Source organism: Pseudomonas sp. W2Aug9, assembly GCF_023127755.1.
Lineage (GTDB): Bacteria > Pseudomonadota > Gammaproteobacteria > Pseudomonadales > Pseudomonadaceae > Aquipseudomonas > Aquipseudomonas synxantha_A.
In genome coordinates this window covers 23349-37876 of record NZ_SPKL01000016.1, presented here as the reverse complement: position 1 = coordinate 37876, position 14528 = coordinate 23349, and the positions used below count along the sequence as shown (strand labels likewise).

Sequence of the window (14528 nt, the reverse complement as noted above, 5' to 3'; positions counted from 1 at the left end):
TTTTCAACCGCCCGAAAGGGCGGTTTTTTTTGAAGTAATACTGGTTCCTGAATGCACAGAGTTTATTGCTCACCCGCCAGGCTGAAGAATGTACACACAATTTCTTCCGGAGCGCGGCTGGTGTGGCGTGCTCGACTCGGGTTATTCCCGTTGTCCTGAACGTGGCTAACGCCCGTCAGGATTCACCTTCCTTGCGGGCACTGTTTGTTACTATCGCCATCCCTTGCCAACAGGAGTCACCGGCCCATGCAACACCAGTGGGATGAAATGCACCGCACCCGCAAGCCCACATTCGTTCTATGTGGCGAGCCCCAGGGGGATGTGCTCAATCTCTATGTTCACGGTTATTCGGCCTTCTTCAACCGCCAGCAACTGGGCAATTTCAAGGCACAACTGGCGGGTATCGAAGGCTCGACCAACCTGATGCTGTTCTGGCCGGCGGGGCACTTTCTGGAAAACTTGTTCGCGCCGTTCAAGGATGTGATCGCTTCGATGCTTGGCGGTGGTGGCCTGGGCGCAGCGACGGTGGGCGTCGGTAGGGCGATTGCCTATTTTCTTGACCATTACAAAAGTGTCGAGGCGCGGGTCGATGAAGTGGCCAGGACCTTGTTGCCTGAACTGGCCGGCTACCTGCACGACGAGGCGCTGCCGGTGCGGCGCATCAACCTGATCGGTCATTCCCTGGGCGCACGTATTCTGGTCAAGAGTCTGTTGGCCAGCCCCGATATCGCCCGCGAGCTGCCGTTGAATAACCTGTTGCTGATGGGCGGGGCGATCTGTACGTCAAGCCCTTGGGATGACGTGTCGGCGCCGCTCAAGGGCCGGCTGATCAACTGCCATCCCAGCAAGGACTGGGCGCTGGCCTTGAAGCCGGATAGCGAGCGCTGCATCGGCCGTTATGCGATTGACGTTACGCCTGCACTCAAGACCAAGGTCACCAATGTGCATCTGGCCAGCTTTGATCATGCCGCTTATTGGCCGCAATTGAAGACGGTGGTGCAGTACACCGACTTGTTGCAGGAGCGCCGTGGCCTGATCCGTGCCGACCTGCGCAGCAGCGAAGTGCGCTTTGCCGAAGAAGATGCCGAACTGTTCCCGGCGCTGGTGCAGGCGCGTCCTGAAGAGCTGAAGTTCCTCGCCGAGCTGATGGCGCAAAAGCGCAGTGCCTCGATCGACGCCAGTGTGCGTGAACCGCTGAAACTGGCCATCGAGTTGCAGCGCATGGGCGGTGACAGCTTCATGAACCTGGCCCGTGGTCACGGGGTGAGCTATCGCCAGATTGCCGAGGAGGTGGCGCAACGCCTGGGCATCAAGTTCGACGAGCCACTTCAAAGCGTGGCGCTGGCGGATATCGAAGCGCAGGTCGCTGAAAAACTGATCGAGCAGTACAAGGACAAACTCAGCCGCACCGACCGTCAGGCGTTCGACGCCGAACTCAAGGCCGCCGCGCAAAAAGAGCAGGGGCTGTTCACGCGCTTCGATGTGGGCCGCTCGGCCACCACCGCCTTGAGCGGTACCGCGCTGGCCGGGCTGACCGGGTTTATCCTGCGTCGGGGTGCAGCCACGGCGATTCCGGTGGTGGGCCAGGCGCTGGCTGCGGCGATGTTGCTGGTCAGCGGCGTGCGAGCGTTTTCCGGCCCGGCGTATTCGATCACCACCTTGGCGGTATTGGTGGTCGGTGTGATTCGTCAGCGCATGGAGCGCGAGGCGCTGAACCAGGAGCTGGACCTGGTTGTGCAAGTGGTAGAGGCCTTTGATTTGCCGCGCGATACGGTGATGCGCACAGTCGCGTCCGACTGATAAGCTGCTGCCCAAGTCTAGTGTATTGTCTGGAATTGCGCGTGAAATTCAACCTGCCGAAAATCGCTACCGCTCCGTTCTGCCCGCCGGAAGTGGCCGGCTCTGTTGCCGTTGACCCCAAGGCGTCCTTTTTCAAACGCATGTTGATGTTCGCCGGCCCCGGCTTGTTGATCTCCATTGGCTACATGGACCCGGGCAATTGGGCGACCGCCATTGAAGCCGGTTCACGCTACGGCTACAGCCTGCTATTTGTGGTGCTGCTGGCCAGCCTTGCGGGGATGGCGGTGCAGTGCCTGTGCTCACGGCTGGGCATCGCCACTGGCAAGGACCTGGCGCAGCTGTGCCGCGAGCGTTACAGCAAGCGCTCCTCACGTACCCAGTGGCTGCTGGCGGAAATCTCCATCATCGCCACCGATCTTGCCGAAGTGCTCGGTTGCGCCCTGGCGTTTCACCTGCTGCTTGGCGTGTCGCTGACCACCGGCATTGTCATCACCGCCTTCGACACGCTGTTGATCCTGGCCCTGCAAAACCGCGGTTTCCGCCGCCTTGAAGCGATCATGCTGGCGCTGGTGGCGACCATCGGCGTGTGTTTCTTTATCGAACTGGTGCTGATCAAACCCTACTGGCCCGACGTGCTCAGCGGTTTCACGCCTTCACTGTCGGCGATCAGCGACGCGGCGCCGTTGTACCTGGCGATCGGCATCCTTGGCGCCACGGTCATGCCCCATAACCTCTACCTGCACACCTCCATCGTGCAGACGCGCCTGATCGGCAAGGACCTGGCGAGCAAGCAGGACGCGGTCAAGCTGGCGCGTATCGACACCATCGGTTCCCTGGCTCTGGCACTGTTGGTCAACGCAGCGATCCTGGTGCTGGCCGCTGCGGCGTTCTACAAGACGGGCCATACCGATGTGGTGGAAATCCAGGACGCCTATCATCTGCTCGACCCACTGGTAGGTGGCGCCTTCGCCAGCATCCTATTCGGTATCGCGTTGCTGGCGTCTGGGCAGAGTTCGACCTTTACCGGCACCATTGCCGGGCAAGTGATCATGGAGGGCTACCTGAACCTGCGCATACCCTGCTGGCAACGCCGCCTGATCACTCGCGGACTGGCGTTGATCCCGGCGTTCCTTGGGGTATGGCTGATGGGCGACGATGCCATCGGCAAGCTGCTGATTCTCAGCCAGGTGGTACTCAGCCTGCAGTTGCCGTTCGCGCTGTATCCACTGATTCGCATGACCGGTGACAAGCAGTTGATGGGGCCTTTCGTCAATCGATTACCCACGCGGCTGTTGGCGTGGTTCCTGTTCGCGGTGATCAGTGGGGCGAATGCGTGGTTGATTGGGCAGTGGTTGTTTTGATCTGCCGATCCCAATACGGCACCGTCCCAAAACACTCCACGAAATAGTCGATCACCGTACGCACTTTCAACGACAATCTCCGGCTGCCCGGCCACAGTGCGGCAATCTGCTGGGGCTCCAGGGTGGTCGCCACTTCATATTCAGTCAGCACAGCCTGCAAACTGCCGGCGCGCAGGCTTTCGCCAATCAGCCAGGACGGAAACACCACCAGGCCCAGGCCCTGTTCGGCGGCGTGGGTCAGGGTGTCGGCGTGGTTGCCGGTGATCGGGCCCTTGACGCTGTAGGAGGTCCAGTCACTTTGGCCGCGCCGGAAGAACCAGCGTTGCTGGCCCGTGATGCCTTTGTAGGCCAGGCAGTGGTGGTCGACCAGTTCGTCGGGGTGGCGCGGCGTGCCGTGTTGCGCCAGGTAGGCGGGGCTTGCGGCGATGCGAAAGCGCTGGGGCGCGAAGATGCGTGCCTGCATACCCGAATCATTGAGCACGCCAATGCGAAACAGCAGGTCGGTGCCGTCTTGCAGTGGGTCGACGAAGGTATCGGTTTGCTGGATATCCAGTTGCAGCTTCGGGTAACGCCGGCACAGTTGCCCCAACCACGGTGAAAGGTGGCGCTGGCCGAATACCATCGGCGCATTGATACGCACCAGTCCGCTGGGCTCACTGTCTTGTTCCTGCAGGGCTTGGTTCGCCGTTTCCAGCTGCTCCAATACCAGCCGCGCGTGACGCCCCAGCAGGCGCCCGGCTTCGGTGGGGCTTACGGCGCGGGTGTGGCGGTACAGCAATTGCTGGCCGAGGGCCTGTTCCATCAGTTGAATCTGCCGCGAAATGGAGGAGGGTGCCAGGCTTTCTCGGCGGGCCACTTCGGAAAAACTGCCATGGTCGAGCACGGCGACGAACAGGCGCAGCGCCTTGAAACTCAGCTCATTCAAACCCTGCATCATCTCTCCTGGCTGTGCGTGTTGCGCAAAGGTGTTGTTTGCATGCTCCCATTTATCGCACAGGACGGCCACCGGATAATGCGCGCCATGTTTTCTTTGTTGATGCGCAGGTGATCCATGCAGGCACGTTCTATCGAAGGTGTGGCGCAGGCCAGACCTAACAAAAATTTTCTGCGGTTGCTGTTGTTGCCGTTGGTGATCCTGGCGGGCATGGGCCTGTCGGTGGAGGCTGGCCTGCTCGGGCCGTTGGGCGCGCAGGTCGGGCATTTGTGGGCGACCTTGAGCATCTTTGGCGTCGGCACCGCGATTCTCCTTCTACTGCTGCTGTTCAGCGGCCCGCAGAAGGGCCCGGCGTTCACCGAACTGCCGCGTTGGCAGTTGATTGGCGGGTTCCTGGGGCCGATGTACGTGGTGGTGTTGACGCTGGCTACGCCCCATATCGGTATCGCGATGACCATGATTGCGATTTTGTCGGGGCAGGTGGGCAAGAGTGTGTTGATCGACCACTTCGGCTGGTTCGGCACGGCGCGCAAGCGCGTCAATGGCGAGCGCTGGATTGCATTGGCGTTGATTGTGGCGGCGCTGGTTCTGATTGCACGAGGGTAAGACGATGAATCTGATTCTGTTATTGGTGGTGGTGATTGCGGCAGGGGCGGTGTTGAGTGTGCAGGCCGCGATCAATGGGCGCCTGGGCCAGACGGTAGGCGTATTGCGCAGCAGCCTGCTGACCTTTGCCGTCGGTGCGCTCACCACGGCGTTGTTGATATTTTTCTTCGAGCCGGCCCAGGCCGTCAGCCTGCTGGATGTGCCGAAATGGCAATTGACCGGCGCCTTGTTCGGCGTGGTGTACATGCTGGTGATGGTCGGCGCGGTGCCTGTGGTTGGCACGGCGGTCGCCACGGTGGCGGTGATTGTCGGGCAGTTGGGCATGGGCATGCTGATCGACAACTTTGGCTGGCTGGGCAACCCGGCGATCGAATTGTCGGGCAGCCGCATCGTGGCGATGCTGTGCCTGGCGCTGGCACTGGTGTTCATGTACCGCAGCAATACCCGGGCGGCCGACTGACGGCGCTGAACCTTGGCGCTCTGCGTGGAGTCACTGCTTAAGGTGTGGCGTTCGCTGCACCGGGACGACCATGAAGAAGGAGTCTGACCATGCCAGATAAAACCTGTGCTTGCCCACACTGCAAATGCGTACTGGGTGCCGATGCGATCATGAAGGACGGTAAGGGTTATTGCTGCCAAGGCTGTGCCGAGCACCATGCCCACGGTGAGCCCTGCGCCGCCGCGACCGGCTGTGAGTGCGCCAAGTCGGCCCGCACTTGACGTGATCTACCTGCAGGCTCGGACAACCCGGGCCTGCCGGGTGAGTAAAAACAGTTCGCTTGTCGGCGGCCAGTCTTTACCATGGTCGCCTTTCCCTTGATTGACATATACCCGCCATGGCCCTGGCCGCGCCCCCCGACCTCAGTGATCAAGCCGTCCCAGTGCAGCCCCTGGCACGCACGTACCCGCGTGGGTTGTATGTGGAACCCCATCGCCATGAATGGGGCCAGTTGCTCTATGCGATGAGCGGCGTGATGTGGGTCGAGACGCCCCGTGAAGCCCTGATAGTTGCGCCGCAGCGCGCCGTGTGGTTGCCGCCGGGAGTCGAACACGGCATCCGTGTTGTCTCCGACTTGCAGATGCGCAACATCTACCTGCGCCCGGCGTTGGCGGCGACGCTGGACAGTCAGGTGCAGGTGATTGAGGTGGGCCGGTTATTGCGTGAATTGATCGTGACGTTAGTGGAGCAGGTCGATCACGCCGATGCCGGCTACTACGAGGCGCTCGTTGGCCTGGTCCTGTTGGAGCTGCAACGGGCACGCCGCTCGCAAATCCGTATCGTCATGCCGGTGGCGACTGATCGTCGGCTAAGCAGTGTATGCCGGGCGGTCATGGCTGCGCCGTCCCTGGACATCCCTTTCGAGCAGCACGCCGAAACTGTCGGTGCCAGCGTGCGCACCCTGGCGCGGTTGTTCCAGAACCACCTGGGCATGGGCTTCGCGCAGTGGCGGCGCCAAGTGCAGTTGGCGACGGCGGCGGCGGAACTGATCCAGGGCCGGTCGGTGAGCGGCATTGCTCGTGCCCTGGGGTATTCGCCCAGCAGTTTCAGCGACATGTTCCGCCGTGAACTGGGTGTATCGCCTTCGCAGTACGCGGGTTGGCCGAAATCCTGAAGCACTTGGCCGATGCCGACCTCAGGCGCGCTTTAAGCTGAGCCCATCAATCAACTGGGTCTAGCCTCCATGAACTATCTGATTTCCCTGGCCATCGGCCTGTTTGTCGGCGTGATCTACGGCGCGCTGGGCTTCCGTTCGCCCGCACCGCCGGCCATTGCTCTGGTGGGGCTGATGGGCATGCTGCTCGGCGAACAGTTGTGGCCCATGGGGCGGCAGTTGGTCAGCGGTTGGTTGTCCTGATCCTTTTCTTCTTCGACGGATGCCTTTAATGAAAGCACTACAATTTAGCGCCAGTGGCGACCTCGCCGACCTGCGCCTGGTCGATGTTGCCACGCCCGTACCGTCTGCCGATGAAGTGCTGGTCCAGGTTAAAGCCGCCGGTCTGAACCCCAGCGATGTGAAAAACGTACTCGGCCGGTTTCCCTACACCACGCTGCCGCGCATTCCCGGGCGTGATTTTGCCGGGGTGGTGGTCGAAGGTCCGCCAGCCTTGCTCGGTCAGGAAGTCTGGGGCACCGGTCGCGACCTGGGTTTTTTTGCTGACGGCTCCCATGCCCAATACCTTCGGGTATTGGCCACAGGCGTGGTGCCCAAGCCCGGTCACTTGAGCTTCACCCAGGCCGCGAGCCTTGGCGTGCCGTATACCACGGCCTGGGATGCGCTGGAACGCAGTGGTGTGGGCAAGGGCACGCGGTTGCTGGTGATCGGCGCCAATGGTGCCGTTGGCAGCGCGGCGTTGGCACTGGCGAAGCTTCGTGGTGCGCAGGTGCTGGCAGCGGTGCGTCGCCCTGATCAGGTGGATGTCTTACAGGCGCAAGGCGTGGAGGCGATTGCCCTGGGCCAACCGCAGGAACTGGGCGTACAAGTGCACGCCGTGTTCAAGGGCGGCGCCGAGGTGATCTTCGATACCAGCGGTTTCTGGCTGCCCGCTGCAGTGGCGGGGTTGGCGCCTTTCGGCCGTATCGCAATCATTGCCGCGCCGGTCGACGGCCACGTGCAACTGCCGGCTCTGGCGCTGTATCGCAAGGGGGGGACGGTGGTAGGCGTCAACTCTTTGCTCTATAGCTGTGAGCAATGTGCGGTGATGTTAGGGGCGTTCGGGCGGTTCTTTGATGAGGGGTTGTTGCCGTTGCCCACCGGCCTGCGCGAAGTGGCGTTGGCTGATGGAGTTGAGTGTTATGAGCAAGTGAACAGCGGCAGCCCGGACAAATTCATCCTGCTGCCGTGACATCGCCTCAAATGTGGGAGGGGGTAAGCCCCTCCCACTTCAGATCTTTACTCGGCCTCGGGTACGCCTTTTTCCCACGCCGACCACTGCTTCACAATCGCCTGCACCAGCGGGTTGCCCGTGCGGTACAGGTTTTCCAGTGCCGGTACAAAGCCACCCTGGTCCGCATACTTGAGCAAGTTGTCGACCTCGCTGTAACCCGGATAAGGCCGATCAAAATCGGAGCCTGCGCGCACTACGGCCAGGCGCTGGATATCCACCAGACCTTCACGGCTGGCGCGTAGCAGGGCTTCATAAGTGGAGTTGTCCTCCTGCTGGGTGGTGCAGTATTCGCCTTTATTGTCGGTGAGCAACTTGGTCCAGACTTCGGCGCGTTCGCTCAGGCGGGTGCCGGAAAACCAGGTATTGCCCGCCAGCGTGTCGCAGCGCGTGACTTGCGGCGGCTGGTTGGCCGGGGCGTCGGGATAGTGCTTGCGCCAGGCGGCGGATTCTTTGCTCTCGGTCAGCTCCACCTTGTGCGACAAGGCAAACGCCTTGGCTTGCAGCTTGGGGTTGAGCTCGAATACTTCGGTCTTGTAGTCCAGCGGTGGCTTTTCGTTGGGCCCCTTGGTGTTGATGCCGATATAACCGGTCGGCCAGTCCTTGGGCGCATCCCGTGAATCCAGCTCCCACTGGGTGCCGAACTCCACCAGGTAATGGGCCCAGGCGGCGGTGCCGATGGTGCCGTGCTTGGGGCTGATACCGGCGATACCGGCGATCAGGAAATAGCTCTGGCGCAGGTCGAATTTGGGCGACAAGGCCAGGGCCAGGGTCGACGCAGCGGCGTTGGTCTGGCCCATGCCGGTTACCAGCAGGCACACGTCCTGGGTGTTGCAGCGAATCACCGGGTACTCGGCAGACAGCCCCGGCACGCGTACTTCCTGCTTGAGTTCCAGGCGGTCGATCCAGGTTTGCGCCTCGGGGGCGAACATGGTGATCAACATCACCTTGGGCTTGATCGGTGCGGGGTTATCCGCCAGCACTACGTGGGGCAGCAGGGCGAGGCCGACGGCCAGCGAGATACGAGTCAGTGCGTTCATGTACAGCTCCTTGATCAGAATTGGTAACCCACGCCGGCGTAGTAACCCCAGCCATCAGAGCGGGCGCGGAAGTTGCCTTCGCCGAAATTCAACTCGCTGCCGTCTTCCCAGTTGCCACCGTTGTGAAAGTAGCGACCCACCAGGGTAAAGCGCAGGTGGGTGAACGCGTACAGCAACACGTTGGTAGCCACCAGGGAATTGGCGGTGCGCGCCGGGTTGTCCTTGTGCAGGTCCGAGCCGAAGTCGTAGTTGGTAAAGCCGATATAGGTCAGCGAAGCACCGTTGTCGAACTTACCGATGGGCACGATGTACTTCATCTGCGCGCGGTAGCCATCCCAGGAATATTCATTGCTGGCACCGTAGTTTTCCCACTGGTAGCGGCCATAAAAGTTGGCCGACAGGTTGACCCGCGAGTGGGTGTCGATATCGGTGCCCAGGCCGCTGTACAGGGTGTTGGCGCGGTTTTCCTTATGGCTGCCGTGATCGTAGATCCAGTCAAAGGCCACATACCACTCCTTGAACGGGCCGATCGCCAGGCTGCGCCCTGCGAGGTAGTCGATGGAGATCCGCGGTTCATGCTCCATGAACACCGGCGAGCCATGGTCCCATACACCTTTGTCATTACTGTTACCGATGGTGAGTATCTTCGGCACGTCGATATAGCCGTACAGCTCAAAGGGCCCCTTGCGCCCGAAGTACTCGTACTCCAGGTAGACATCGTCCTGAGGCTTGGGGCCGAAGCTGATGTCTTTGCTGCCGATCAGCGTCAGGTCCTGGTTGAACCACTCCGACAGGTAAACGCCTTTTTTCGCCGGTGGGCTGGCCTCAGGGCTAAGGGTTTCGCCCTGGGCTGAATCATCGACGGGCTTTTGTTGCGCCAAAATGGGGCCACTGAGTACTCCCGTAACGGCGGCCAGTAGCAGGGAAACACCAAGGCAAGCACGAGGCTTAGAGGTGGGATGCATTGAAAGTCCTTATTCGTACACGGTTTAGCCCGATTCATCGGGTAGGGCTGAACTTGGCAGCCAAGTTCGTTCCGCAAACGTTTGCACAGGCTGTACCAACTTGTGTCAATGGCTTGAACTGTTTGGAAAAAATGCGAATTAGCCGACGCTTTGGTCAGAAATCAGCGAGCGATCCTGGCTATGGGATTGAATACATGCAGTGCAGTCTGCCGCCGGTATTCGCTCGGCGTCTGATGCATTTCGATGCGAAAGTGGCGGTTGAAATTGGACAGGTTGGCGTAGCCCACTTCAAAGCAGATATCCGCCACCGACATCTGGCTTTGCAACAACAACCGGCAGGCACGTTGCACGCGGAACTTGCGCATCAGGTCGATAAAACCGTGGCCGGTGTTGCGCTTGAAAAAACGCGAGAAGCCCGGCTCGCTCATCTCCAATTGCCGCGCAATGTCCGATAGGCGCACGTCGCCGGTCAGTTCGCGCATCAGGTAATCAAAGGCTTTGTTGATGCGATCGGCACTGCGCGCATCCAGGGTGGGTGCGTAGTACGGGCTGGCCAGGGTCTTGGCCTGTGTGGGCGAGGCGTTCTTCAGGGTGTCGAGCAGCTGCAGGAACAGGGTCAGGCGTTGCAGGCCATGGGCGCTGCCGATGGCCTCCATCAGTCGTGCCGCACTCGCTGCTGCTTCGCCGCTGAATTCAAGGCCGCATCGCGCCCGTTCAAACAACGGTTGTAGATCGCCGAGCTCAGGCAGGGTGGTGCGCAGGGCGAGGAGGGCGGCGCCGTCGAACTGCAGCACCACGTCGCGGCCGCTCAGGTATTCGCCCGGCGCCAGGTCGCCGATCCAGTCGTGGGGCAGGTCAGGACCGATCAACGCGACATGACCGGCGCTGAACGCACCAATATAGTCGCCCGCCACCAGCTTGCCGCTGCCTTGGCGGATCAGGTGAATCTCGAACTCGGGGTGGTGGTTCCAGCGCGCCAGCTCATAGGGATAGTCATGTTCGAACCAGCGAAAACCATGCTCCGGTTCGGGCAGGATCACTTCAAGCTCCGCAGGGCGGTGCTCGAACGGGCTGGCGCGGCTGATGGGCACGGTGCTGCCTCTTGTCGTTGTGCAATGGACTCAAAATACGCGCACCGGCAATCAGTGTGCTACCCCGGTTTTGCCTTGCACTGGTACTTTTTTGATCCTGGGCTTGAGGTTAAAAAAGTATCAGCCGCGCAGTCGCCAGTCGTTTGTGAGGGCCAGGCCGAGCTGCTGTAATCGAGGCACGCCCACAAAAACAACAGGTGCAATGTGCCGGCGACCCGAACTCATTTTTACAGGACACCGCGATGAAACGACTCGAAGGTAAAAGCGCGTTGATCACCGGATCGGCGCGGGGTATCGGCCGAGCATTTGCCCAGGCCTATATTGCTGAAGGCGCTACCGTTGCCATTGCCGACATCAACCTGCAACGCGCCCAGGCCACCGCTGCCGAATTGGGCCCCCAGGCTTTTGCTGTGGCGATGGACGTCACCGATCAAGCTTGCATCGACGCCGCCATCGCCGCGGTCGTGGCCCATGCCGGCAAGCTGGATATCCTGATCAACAATGCTGCGCTGTTCGACCTGGCACCTATTATCGACATTACCCGCGACAGCTTTGAGCGGCTGTTCTCGATCAACGTCGCCGGCACCCTGTTCACGCTACAAGCCGCGGCCCGGCAGATGATCAGCCAGGGCCATGGCGGCAAGATCATCAACATGGCCAGCCAGGCCGGACGGCGGGGTGAGCCGTTGGTAGCAGTCTATTGTGCGACCAAGGCGGCGGTGATCAGCCTGACGCAATCGGCGGGGTTGAACCTGATCAAGCAGGGCATCAACGTCAATGCCATCGCTCCGGGCGTAGTGGACGGCGAGCACTGGGACGCAGTTGATGCACTGTTTGCCAGGCATGAGGGGCTGGCACCTGGCGAGAAGAAAAAGCGGGTAGGGGATGAGGTACCGTTCGGGCGCATGGGCACGGCGCAAGATTTGACCGGAATGGCGATCTTCCTGGCGTCGAAGGAAGCCGACTATGTGGTGGCCCAGACCTACAACGTGGATGGCGGCAACTGGATGAACTGAAGCCATGCACCGTTAAAAACATGGGAGGGTCGGTGCGACAATTCGACTTGCCCCCATGGTGGTGTTGCCAGCCATCTATAAAGTGACTGACACTCCGTCACCTGGGGCCTGCCACCGGAGAATCACCATGACCCTTGCGAAAACCGCCATCGCCTCATTCGACGTCGACGCGCAGAAAAGCTTCACGCCTTTGTGCCCCAACGAATTGCCGGTGGTCGGTGGCGACCGCATTGGCGCCGAACTCAACTACATGGCCAGCCTCGCCGGTCATCGCATCGGCAGCAAGGACGCCCACACCCCGCATGCCCCTTGGGTGGTTGCGCAGCACAGCCAGATGTTGCAGCCCACTGGCCTTGCCCACGCCGATGTCACCTGGGTCAGCCACTGCGTGCCGGGTACCGAAGGCTTCACGTTGCTCGACGAACTGCCAGCGCCTTATGACTATGACTACTTCATCTGGAAGGGCGTCGAACCCGACCTGCACCCTTATGGCGCCTGCTACCACGACCTGCATGACAAACTGTCCACCGGCGTCATCGAGTACCTCAAGGCCCGAGGGGTGGTGCGTGTGATCGTCGGCGGCCTGGCTTTGGACTACTGCGTCAAGACCACTGCGTTGCAGTTGCTCAAGGCCGGATTGCAAGTGGTCCTGCACCTGCCGGCGTGCCGCAGCATCAGCGAGGAGGGGGGTGTGCAGGCGGTCAATGAGTTGCTCAAGGCGGGTGCTGTCATCAGTAGCACCCGCGATGAACTGGCCGCGATTGCGCAGCGCTCAAGCCTCAACGCTCAATCGAGCGACTCCACCGCGCATTCCATTCCGGCCTCGCCTGGTTAACCTGGTCCCAGTCAATTGAAATCGCCGTCTGCAAGTAACCCTGCATGGCTTCCACCCGTGCCCGGGTCTTTTCGGTGGTGGGCGTCGTCGGGTTCGACGGGATCTGGTCGCCGTCCTCCAGCGCCGGCGCCTGGGCCTCGGCGGTCAGCAAGAACGCTGCGAGTTTCTGCGCCAGTTCCGGCTGGTCATTGCGGGCGATCACGCATTCGGCCACGTTGAGAACCACCGCGCCTTCCTTGGGCTGCGCATATTCCATGGGGATGCCCAACAGCTTCTGCGTGGCGACCTGGGTCGGCGTCAGGGGGAAGAGTGCGGCTTCGTCGGTTTGCACCATCTCGGAGATCTTCGCGGAGCTGGCGATGTATTCCAGTACGTTGGGGCCGACGCTCGTAGGCCAGGCTTTGAAGCCCGGTTCTACATTGGTTTCATCGCCACCCTGTATGCGGTTGAACATCAGGAAACCGTGCAGGCCAAAGGTGGAGGAGGCCAGGGACTGGAACACCACTTTGTCCTTGAAACGCGGGTCGGCCAGGTCCATCCACGAGGTGGGTGCGGACCAGCCCTTGTCCTTGAACATCTTGGCGTTGTAACCCAGGCCGGTGACGCCCAGTGTTACGGCCACGGCTTCGTCCTTGATTCTGGCCTTGGCCGGGATCTGCTCCAGGGTCGGGCTTGGCGCGAGCTTGTCGCACAGGCCCATGGAGATCGCGCGGTACATGATGCCGTCGTCGAGGAACATGACGTGCATCTGCGGGTTGGCCTTGTTGGCCTGGACCTTGGCAAGGATGTCCGAGGAGGTGCCGGGTACGATCACCACCTTGACGTTGTTGGCTTTCTCGAAGGCGGGCAGCACCTTGTCGGCGTACACCCGTTCCATGGTACCGCCGTTCATGCCCAGATACAGCGTGGGGGCGGCATGGGCGGTGCCGGTGAGCAAGGCGAGGGACAAGCAGGATAAAGCGATGCGTGAGTGCATGGATGTTTTTCCTCTCAGGCTTGGAAACGACGGATGGAAAACGCTTCGATGGGTTGGCGGCTGGCCCCTGCGCAGACAATCTCTGCCAGGGCTTCGCCGACTGCGGGGCCGAGCTGGAACCCGGCGCCGGCGAAGCCGAAACCGTGGAGCAGGCCAGGTTGGGTGCTGCTGGGGCCGATCACCGGTTCGTGATCGGGCAAGTAACCTTCGGTGCCGCTCCAGGTCCGGATCGCCTGGGCACCCTTGAGAAATGGATAGAGTTCGCTGGCATTGCGCAGAATTTCCAGCAGCGCGGCCTGACCTGGCCTGGCTTGCTGTGGGCCGAGGGCAAAGCCGCGACCGCCGCCGAGGATGCAGTTGCCCCTGGCGACTTGCCGCGCATAGATCCCTCCGCCCTCGACACCGGTACTGACAGTCATCACCACCGGCAGTGGTTCGGTGACCAGCATCGCCGGGTGCGCCGAGGTAATCGGTACCGGCTCGTCAAACTGTGCAGCGACACTGCCGGCCCAGGCACCGGCGCAGTTGAGCAGCCAGGGGGCTTGCAGATGCAAGCCATTGGCACAGTGCACCTGGAACTGTTGGCTGTTGTACTCGATGCCGATCACTTCGGCTTGCTCGTACACCTCGGCGCCGTGGCGTAGGGCGGCACGGGCGAAGGCAGGGGCCACTAGTCGCGGGTTGGCATGTCCGTCTTCCGGGCACAAGGAGGCACCCACTGCCACGTCGCCCACCCAGGGGAAACGCCCGCGCAACTCAGTGCGATCCAACAGCTGCAAGCCCAGGTCGAAGCCACGGGTTTGTTCGGCATACGCATGCAACGCAGCAAAATCTGCCGGGCTGCGCGCCAGCTTCAAATGCCCGCAGCGCACGTACTCGCCACTAATGCCAATCAAGCCTGGCAAGTCGGCCCACAGTTGATGGGCGCGCTGGGACAACGGTAACTGATGCAAGGGCCGGCCCTGGCGGCGCACGCCGCCATAATTGACGCCGCTGGAGTGCGAGCCACAAAAATCCCGTT

General features: G+C 61.3%; 16 protein-coding genes. 10 read left to right on the top strand and 6 right to left on the bottom strand.

Annotated features, from left to right (window positions below; translation table 11 throughout):
- The first annotated feature begins 246 nt into the window (after nucleotides 1-246).
- Complete coding sequence (locus E3O56_RS13000) at nucleotides 247-1800, top strand: DUF726 domain-containing protein (protein ID WP_248128381.1); 1554 nt, start codon at nucleotides 247-249, stop codon at nucleotides 1798-1800.
- Between the two features lie 41 nt (nucleotides 1801-1841).
- Nucleotides 1842-3161 carry an Nramp family divalent metal transporter gene (locus E3O56_RS12995; RefSeq protein ID WP_005787588.1) on the top strand — a complete coding sequence of 440 codons (1320 nt, stop codon included), beginning with the start codon at nucleotides 1842-1844 and terminating at the stop codon, nucleotides 3159-3161.
- On the opposite strand, the gene E3O56_RS12990 is transcribed toward E3O56_RS12995, so the two are convergent.
- On the bottom strand, nucleotides 3118-4095 hold the full coding sequence (locus tag E3O56_RS12990) for a LysR family transcriptional regulator (RefSeq protein ID WP_032876356.1): 978 nt from the start codon (nucleotides 4093-4095) through the stop codon (nucleotides 3118-3120). The genes E3O56_RS12995 and E3O56_RS12990 overlap by 44 nt on opposite strands.
- A gap of 117 nt (nucleotides 4096-4212) precedes the next feature.
- On the opposite strand from E3O56_RS12990, the gene E3O56_RS12985 reads away from it, so the two are divergent.
- The 6 genes from E3O56_RS12985 (at nucleotide 4213) to E3O56_RS12960 (ending at nucleotide 7545) form a co-directional block, all read left to right on the top strand.
- A complete protein-coding gene (locus E3O56_RS12985; protein ID WP_078821085.1) occupies nucleotides 4213-4701 on the top strand; it encodes a DMT family transporter in 489 nt (162 codons plus the stop codon).
- Nucleotides 4702-4705: 4 nt separating this feature from the next.
- Complete coding sequence (locus E3O56_RS12980) at nucleotides 4706-5161, top strand: DMT family transporter (protein ID WP_032876352.1); 456 nt, start codon at nucleotides 4706-4708, stop codon at nucleotides 5159-5161.
- A gap of 89 nt (nucleotides 5162-5250) precedes the next feature.
- A complete protein-coding gene (locus tag E3O56_RS12975) occupies nucleotides 5251-5421 on the top strand; it encodes a metallothionein (protein WP_032803483.1) in 171 nt (56 codons plus the stop codon).
- Nucleotides 5422-5537: 116 nt separating this feature from the next.
- Nucleotides 5538-6314 carry a helix-turn-helix transcriptional regulator gene (locus tag E3O56_RS12970; RefSeq protein ID WP_032876350.1) on the top strand — a complete coding sequence of 259 codons (777 nt, stop codon included), beginning with the start codon at nucleotides 5538-5540 and terminating at the stop codon, nucleotides 6312-6314.
- A gap of 69 nt (nucleotides 6315-6383) precedes the next feature.
- The gene (locus E3O56_RS12965; protein ID WP_005787598.1) at nucleotides 6384-6557 is read left to right on the top strand and encodes a DUF1427 family protein; all 174 of its coding nucleotides are present in this window, start codon (nucleotides 6384-6386) and stop codon (nucleotides 6555-6557) included.
- Between the two features lie 28 nt (nucleotides 6558-6585).
- The gene (locus tag E3O56_RS12960) at nucleotides 6586-7545 is read left to right on the top strand and encodes a zinc-binding alcohol dehydrogenase family protein (RefSeq protein WP_032876348.1); all 960 of its coding nucleotides are present in this window, start codon (nucleotides 6586-6588) and stop codon (nucleotides 7543-7545) included.
- Nucleotides 7546-7592: 47 nt separating this feature from the next.
- Here the strand turns inward: E3O56_RS12960 and E3O56_RS12955 are convergent, their stop codons facing one another.
- The 3 genes from E3O56_RS12955 to E3O56_RS12945 form a co-directional block, all read right to left on the bottom strand.
- Entirely contained in the window at nucleotides 7593-8624 is a 1032-nt protein-coding gene (locus E3O56_RS12955) for a purine nucleoside permease (RefSeq protein WP_228309746.1), read from the bottom strand.
- Between the two features lie 14 nt (nucleotides 8625-8638).
- Nucleotides 8639-9589 carry a nucleoside-specific channel-forming protein Tsx gene (locus tag E3O56_RS12950; protein WP_005787604.1) on the bottom strand — a complete coding sequence of 317 codons (951 nt, stop codon included), beginning with the start codon at nucleotides 9587-9589 and terminating at the stop codon, nucleotides 8639-8641.
- Between the two features lie 161 nt (nucleotides 9590-9750).
- A complete protein-coding gene (locus tag E3O56_RS12945; protein WP_248128380.1) occupies nucleotides 9751-10680 on the bottom strand; it encodes an AraC family transcriptional regulator in 930 nt (309 codons plus the stop codon).
- Nucleotides 10681-10922: 242 nt separating this feature from the next.
- Between E3O56_RS12945 and E3O56_RS12940 the strand changes: the two genes are divergently transcribed.
- Complete coding sequence (locus E3O56_RS12940) at nucleotides 10923-11696, top strand: L-iditol 2-dehydrogenase (protein WP_248128379.1); 774 nt, start codon at nucleotides 10923-10925, stop codon at nucleotides 11694-11696.
- A 127-nt stretch (nucleotides 11697-11823) separates the two neighbouring features.
- On the top strand, nucleotides 11824-12531 hold the full coding sequence (locus E3O56_RS12935) for a nicotinamidase (protein WP_228309748.1): 708 nt from the start codon (nucleotides 11824-11826) through the stop codon (nucleotides 12529-12531).
- Here E3O56_RS12935 and E3O56_RS12930 read toward each other — a convergent pair.
- Nucleotides 12476-13507 carry an ABC transporter substrate-binding protein gene (locus E3O56_RS12930; RefSeq protein ID WP_032876340.1) on the bottom strand — a complete coding sequence of 344 codons (1032 nt, stop codon included), beginning with the start codon at nucleotides 13505-13507 and terminating at the stop codon, nucleotides 12476-12478. The genes E3O56_RS12935 and E3O56_RS12930 overlap by 56 nt on opposite strands.
- A 14-nt stretch (nucleotides 13508-13521) precedes the next feature.
- On the bottom strand, nucleotides 13522-14528 hold a 1007-nt coding region (locus tag E3O56_RS12925; protein WP_248128378.1), incomplete at its 5' end, for an FAD-dependent oxidoreductase.